Raw genomic sequence first — 6102 nt, forward strand, 5'->3', positions numbered from 1 at the left:
GAGCGGCGGCCCTACCCCACGAAGGCGGGCCGCGCGGGACAAAGGCGCGGCCCCTCCCCACAACGAACCGGAGGAACGACGCCATGATGCACGGTGATATCTCGTCGAGTCAGGACAGCGTCGGCGTCGCCGTCGTGAACTACAAGATGCCCCGGCTGCACACCAAGGCCGAGGTGTTGGAAAACGCCAAGAAGATCGGCGACATGATCATCGGGATGAAGGCCGGTCTGCCGGGCCTCGATCTCGTGATCTTCCCCGAATACTCGACCCACGGGATCATGTACGACGCGGGCGAGATGTACGAGACCGCCTCGTCCGTTCCCGGCGCCGAGACCGAGGTCTTCGCCGATGCCTGCCGCAAGGCCAAGGTCTGGGGCGTGTTCTCGCTCACCGGCGAGCGCCACGAGGAGCACCCGAACAAGGCGCCCTACAACACGCTCATCCTGATGAACGACCAGGGCGAGATCGTGCAGAAATACCGCAAGATCATGCCCTGGACCCCGATCGAGGGCTGGTATCCCGGCGACCGCACCTACGTCTCGGACGGCCCGAAGGGGCTCAAGATCAGCCTCATCATCTGCGACGACGGCAACTATCCCGAGATCTGGCGCGACTGCGCCATGCGCGGCGCCGAACTCATCATCCGCTGCCAGGGCTACATGTACCCGGCCAAGGAACAGCAGGTTCTGATCTCGAAGGCGATGGCATTCGCCAACAACACCTACGTCGCGGTCGCCAACGCCGCCGGCTTCGACGGCGTCTACAGCTACTTCGGCCACTCGGCGATCATCGGCTTCGACGGCCGGACGCTCGGCGAGTGCGGCGAGGAGGAGATGGGCATCCAGTACGCCGCACTCTCGAAATTCCTGATCCGCGACTTCCGCGCCCACGGCCAGTCGGAGAACCACCTCTTCAAGCTGCTGCACCGCGGCTACACCGGCATGATCAACTCGAAGGAGAACCGGCACGGGATGTCGGAATGCCCCTACGACTTCTACCGCCGCTGGATCGAGGACCCCGACGGCACCCGCGACGCGGTGCGTGCCATCACCCGCTCCAGCGTCGGCACCGAGGAATGCCCGATCGAGGGCATCCCCTTCGTCGGCAAGGGCGAGGGCCCGCCCGACCCGCGCTGAGCCCGGCTCGGGCTGAAGCGCCCCGTCACGCGGCCGAGCGCCCTCCACCCGGACCGGGTGGAGGGCGTTCTCCGTCCGGTCCAAAACCAGCCGGTCAGGTCACGCCTTGCGCCGAGGTTCAACGACAGGATCGATCATGCCAAGCAAAATCCGTGATGGTTGAGCTGTCCGGCTCATACGGATCAGCAGATTTCGAATGTCGTCATGATCACTGATGGGAGCGATATTGCTCGATATCCATCCAGTTTCGTTCGATGCAACGTAGGTTGCCGCGATTGAGCCGGCTTAAGTCCGTGCACCCCATCAGCTTCATGCCGCGTTCGATCTCGCTGCGCAGGAGGTCGAGGGCGCGCTCGACACCCGGCTGACCGGCTGCGGCGAGGGGGAAGAGATAATAGCGGCCAAGGCCGACGGCCTTGGCTCCCAGGGCGAGAGCCTTGAGCACATGGGTGCCACGCTGCACGCCTCCGTCCATGATCACGTCGATCCGGTCGCCAACGGCGTCCACGATCTCCGCCAACTGGTCGAAGGCCGTGCGCGAGCCGTCGAGCTGGCGCCCGCCGTGGTTCGACAGCACGATGCCGGTGCAGCCGATCTCGACCGCGCGCTCGGCGTCCTCGACCGACATGATCCCCTTCAGGCAGAACTGGCCGCCCCACTCGCGAACCATCTCGGCGACGTCGTCCCAGGACATGGTGGGATCGAGCATCTCGGTGAAGTAGCGGCTGATCGAGAGGGCGCCGCCATCCATGCCGACATGGTTCTCCAGCTGCGGCAGCCGGAAGCGCTCATGGGTCAGGTAGTTGATCGCCCAGGCCGGCTTGATCGCGAACTGGGTGAGGCCTGCGAGATTCAGGCGGAAGGGGATGGCGAACCCCGTCCGCTTGTCGCGCTCGCGGTTGCCGCCGGTGATGCTGTCGACGGTCAGCATCATCACCTCGATGCCGGCCTGCTTGGCGCGGGCCATCATCTCGCGGTTCAGGCCGCGATCCTTGTGGAAGTAGAACTGGTAGACCTGCGGCCCGCTGCTGATCCGGCGCGCCTCCTCCAGGCTCACCGTGCCGAGGGAGGAGACACCGAACATCGTGCCGAACTGGCCCGCCGCGGCCGCGACCGCCCGTTCGCCCTGATGGTGGAACAGGCGCTGCAGGGCGGTGGGCGAGCAGTAGACCGGCATGGCGAGCCGCTGGCCCATCACGGTCACGGACATGTCGACCTCGCCCACGCCCCGCAGCACGTTGGGGACCAGATCGCAGGTATCGAAGGCGCTGGTGTTGCGACGCAGGGTCACTTCGTCGTCCGCGCCGCCGTCGATGTAGTCGAAGATCGGGCCCGGCAGGCGGCTCTTCGCCATGCGGCGGAAATCGTGGAAGCTGTGGCAGTTCTTCAGACGCATCGCTGATCTCCGCGGGGATGCGGCCGCCCGTCGGGGCGCTCCGTCGAGAAAGGGAGAGGCCGGGCGTGGCGCAGGCGCCGCCCGGCCGGCCGGTATCAGGGTGCGAGGACCGGGAGGGGCGTCGCCGGGACCAGGGCGGTGAAGGGCGGCACGTAGGCTTGCAGCATGACCAGCACGCCGACGAGGCAGGCGAGCGCGATCGAGTGGAAGAACACGTAGCGCAGGATCTTCGCCTCGCCGCCGTACCACTGCGTCGCGGTGGAGGCGACGACGATGGATTGGGCGTCGATCATCTTCCCCATCACGCCGCCCGAGGAGTTGGAGGCGGCCATGAGGACGGGCGACAGGCCGAGCTGCTCCGCCGTGATCTTCTGCAGGCCGCCGAACAGCACGTTGGAGGCGGTGTCGGAGCCGGTGAGCGCGACGCCGAGCCAGCCGAGCAGCGCGCCGAAGAAGGGATAGATCCACCCCGTCTGCGCGAAGGCGAGGCCCAGCGTCGCGTCGCTCCCCGAGTAGCGGGTGACGTAGCCGAGGGCCAGCATCGCCGAGATCGTGACGAGGGAGTAGCGCACGATGTAGGCGGTGCGCCCGTATTCCCGCAGCAGCCGGAGCGGGCTGAAGCCGAGGACCAGGCCGCCGACGAGGGCCGAGAGCAGGATGCCGGTCCCGGTCGCCGAGAGCAGGTTGAGGGTGTAGATCGCGGCCTCGCTGTGGGCCTGGGCCACGACCGGCGGCATCTTGACGACGAGGTTGTGCAGGTAGGGCACCGGCATCCGCCAGATCCAGACGGCGTCGAGCCAGGCGCGGAATTGCGGCGCGCCCCAAGCGAAGACGAAGACCGAAAGGATCAGCCAAGGCAGCCAGGCGCGGAACACCGTACCCACCGAATGGCTGTGCCGGGCCGGGATCGTGGGCTGATCCGCGGGCATGTCGGTGCCGGTGGAGGTCCAGACCCGCGCCGGCTGCCAAACCCGGAGGAAGCCCGCGAGCGCGCCCATGGAGCAGATCGCCGCGACCACGTCCACGAGCCAGGGGCCGTGGAAGTTCGAGACGAGATATTGCGGCACGGCGAAGGAAAGGCCGGCGACGAGCAGTGCCGGCCAGACCTCCAGCATGCCCCTGCGGCCGGCAAACGCCCAGATCAGCCAGAACGGCACGATGACGGAGAAGAACGGCAGCTGGCGCCCGATCATCGCCGAGAGCTGGATCAGGTCGAGTCCGGTGACCGCGGAGAGGGCGATGACGGGAGCGCCGAGCGCGCCGTAGGCCACGGGTGCGGTGTTGGCGATAAGCGAGAGGCCGGCCGCGGCGAGCGGAGTGAAGCCGAGCCCCATCAGCATGGCGGCGGTCACCGCCACCGGGGTGCCGAAGCCCGCCGCGCCCTCGAAGAACGCGCCGAAGGAGAAGGCGATGAACAGGAGTTGCAGCCGGCGGTCCGGGGTGATGCCGGCGATGGAATCGCGCAGGATGTCGAACTGGCCGGTCTGCTCGGTGAGCCGGTAGAGGAAGATGACGTTGAGGATGATCCAGCCGATCGGCAGCAGCCCGAAGGCAGCGCCGTAGGCGGCGGTGGCGCCGGCCATGGGGGCGGGCATGCCGAAGCCGAACACCGCCACCGCCAGGGCGACGGCGAGGCCGAGCAGGGCCGCCACGTGGGCCTTCATGTGCAGGAGGCCGATCCCGCCGAGCAGCACGACGATCGGCAGCGCCGCGAGCAGCGTCGACCAGAGCGTGTTCGACAGCGGATCGTAGACTTGGTTCCAACTCAAGGCGCGCGCCCTCCCGGTGAATGCGCATCGTCTTCGCCTGGGAGCGGGTGAACGCGTCCCGGGGACGATGCCGTCGTTGCCGCGAACGGTGCCGGGCCTGCGGGCAGCCTGTTCTTCGTCCTGGGCCCCTGGCGTGCGGGCGCGGGACGAGGACTGCTCAGTCAGCGCCGTCGCTGGGATTCGGTAACTTGACGAGACCGAAGACGTGGTGCTGGTAAAATGAATTGACCAATATGGTCAATTGGAGATTGCGGTTGCCCAGGCTATTTCAGCGAGGCCGAGCCCCACGGGACTCGGCCGGGAGGGGCAGAGGATGGAGCGGAACGCGATCAAGGGGGAGAGTGCGGCCGAGAGCACGGCGCGCCACCTCAAGGACCTGATCCGCGAAGGCGGGATCAGCCCGGGCGACATGCTGCTTTCCGAGCGCGATCTCGCGCAGCGACTGGACGTGTCGCGCCCGACCCTGCGCCAGGGCATGAAGATCCTCGAAGACCAGGGGCTCCTCGTCGCGGCGCCGGGCGGGCGGGCCGTGGCGCCGCTGGGACGCGAGATCACCGACCCCCTGATCGCCCTGATCGCTTCCCACGCGGAGGTGGTGGACGACTTCTTCGAGTTCCGCGCCACGACGGAGCGGATGGCGTCGCGCCTTGCCGCGGCGCGGGCCAATGCTGTGGACCGGGCGCGGCTCACCGCCTGCATGGAGCGGATCGACCGCGCCCATGCGGCGGGCCAGCAGCACGAGGAGGCCGAGGCGGATGTCGATCTGCACATCGCGGTCTACGAAGCGAGCCACAACCTCGTGTTGCTGCACACGATGCGGGCCCTGTCGGGCATGCTGCGCCAGGGCGTGGTCGAGAACCGCGAGGCCTTGTTCGCCCACCCCGAAACGCGCGACCAGTTCCGGGCGCAGCACCGGGCGATCTACGAGAGCGTGATGGCGGGCGACGTGGAGGCAGCGGGCGAGGCCGCCGAGACCCATATCCACTACACGCACGAGGCCCTCACCGCGGTGCGGGCGGCGGACGCGCGCCTCCAAGTGTCCCTCCGCCGTCTCAGCGGCGGCCGTATCTCGGCCCGCCGGAAGGGCGAGCGGTAAGTTCTGAGGCATTTTGGGAGCGCGACGCCCCCTTCCGTCGGTAAAAGCCGTCAGATCGCACCGCGCGGCGTCTGGATGCCCAGACGCTTGATGCGGCGGTCGAGCGTGGCCCGGCTGCCGCCGAGATCGCCGGCCGTGTCGGTGACGCTCCGGCGAGGGCGCTGCAGAGCTTCGCTCGGCGCTCTGGCCTCCGCCTCCTTCCATCTGAAACCATGGTTCGGAGCGCCGGGGCTGGCAGAAGGACGTTGGGCTGGTTCGCCCAAACGAGAAACTCGCAGTGAGATCGGGCCGCAGCGCGACGGCTCGCTGGACATATATTAGGCACCCCTAAATAAGGTGCTTCTAACCTTTCGGAATGCGGACCGATGGATGCCGTGACGCCGACCGACCTGCTACACCTCCAAGACAAGGCGGCCGACGCCGCACGCCTGTTGCGGCTCCTCGCCAACGAGAAGCGCCTGCTCATCCTTTGCCTGCTGGTCGGCCGCGGAGAGATGGACGTGACGAGCCTCGCCAAGGCGGTCGAGCTCAGTCAGTCGGCCCTGTCGCAGCACCTCGCCAAGCTCCGTGAGGACGGGCTGGTCGCGTTCCGACGCGAGAGCCAGACGATGTACTATCGACTGGAGGATCCCCGGGCTGCGCGGATGCTTGCGACGTTGAAGGATATTTTCTGTCCGGACATGGGCTGAGCGCGCGGAGGACTTG

Annotated in this window: 5 protein-coding genes; 3 read left to right on the top strand and 2 right to left on the bottom strand. The window is 67.7% G+C overall.

The features are described 5' to 3' along the window. The first annotated feature begins 83 nt into the window (after positions 1-83). The gene (locus E4V01_RS25040; protein WP_060770720.1) at positions 84-1136 is read left to right on the top strand and encodes an aliphatic amidase; all 1053 of its coding nucleotides are present in this window, start codon (positions 84-86) and stop codon (positions 1134-1136) included. 208 nt (positions 1137-1344) lie between these two features. On the opposite strand, the gene E4V01_RS25045 is transcribed toward E4V01_RS25040, so the two are convergent. After that, the gene (locus tag E4V01_RS25045) at positions 1345-2532 is read right to left on the bottom strand and encodes an alpha-hydroxy acid oxidase (protein ID WP_135300256.1); all 1188 of its coding nucleotides are present in this window, start codon (positions 2530-2532) and stop codon (positions 1345-1347) included. Between the two features lie 95 nt (positions 2533-2627). Further along, positions 2628-4301, bottom strand: coding sequence for an L-lactate permease (locus E4V01_RS25050; RefSeq protein ID WP_135300257.1), 1674 nt, complete (start codon positions 4299-4301; stop codon positions 2628-2630). A gap of 313 nt (positions 4302-4614) precedes the next feature. On the opposite strand from E4V01_RS25050, the gene E4V01_RS25055 reads away from it, so the two are divergent. Next, complete coding sequence (locus E4V01_RS25055) at positions 4615-5397, top strand: FCD domain-containing protein (protein ID WP_060770717.1); 783 nt, start codon at positions 4615-4617, stop codon at positions 5395-5397. Between the two features lie 365 nt (positions 5398-5762). Then, a complete protein-coding gene (locus E4V01_RS25060; protein WP_135300258.1) occupies positions 5763-6086 on the top strand; it encodes a metalloregulator ArsR/SmtB family transcription factor in 324 nt (107 codons plus the stop codon). Positions 6087-6102 lie beyond the last annotated feature (16 nt).

This window comes from Methylorubrum sp. Q1, from assembly GCF_004683995.1.
Taxonomy (GTDB): Bacteria; Pseudomonadota; Alphaproteobacteria; order Rhizobiales; family Beijerinckiaceae; genus Methylobacterium.

Coding starts and splice junctions, on each gene's coding strand:
- E4V01_RS25040 (WP_060770720.1), top strand. CDS start 84: ATGATGCACGGTGATATCTCGTCGAGTCAGGACAGCGTCGGCGTCGCC.
- E4V01_RS25045 (WP_135300256.1), bottom strand. CDS start 2,532: ATGCGTCTGAAGAACTGCCACAGCTTCCACGATTTCCGCCGCATGGCG.
- E4V01_RS25055 (WP_060770717.1), top strand. CDS start 4,615: ATGGAGCGGAACGCGATCAAGGGGGAGAGTGCGGCCGAGAGCACGGCG.
- E4V01_RS25060 (WP_135300258.1), top strand. CDS start 5,763: ATGGATGCCGTGACGCCGACCGACCTGCTACACCTCCAAGACAAGGCG.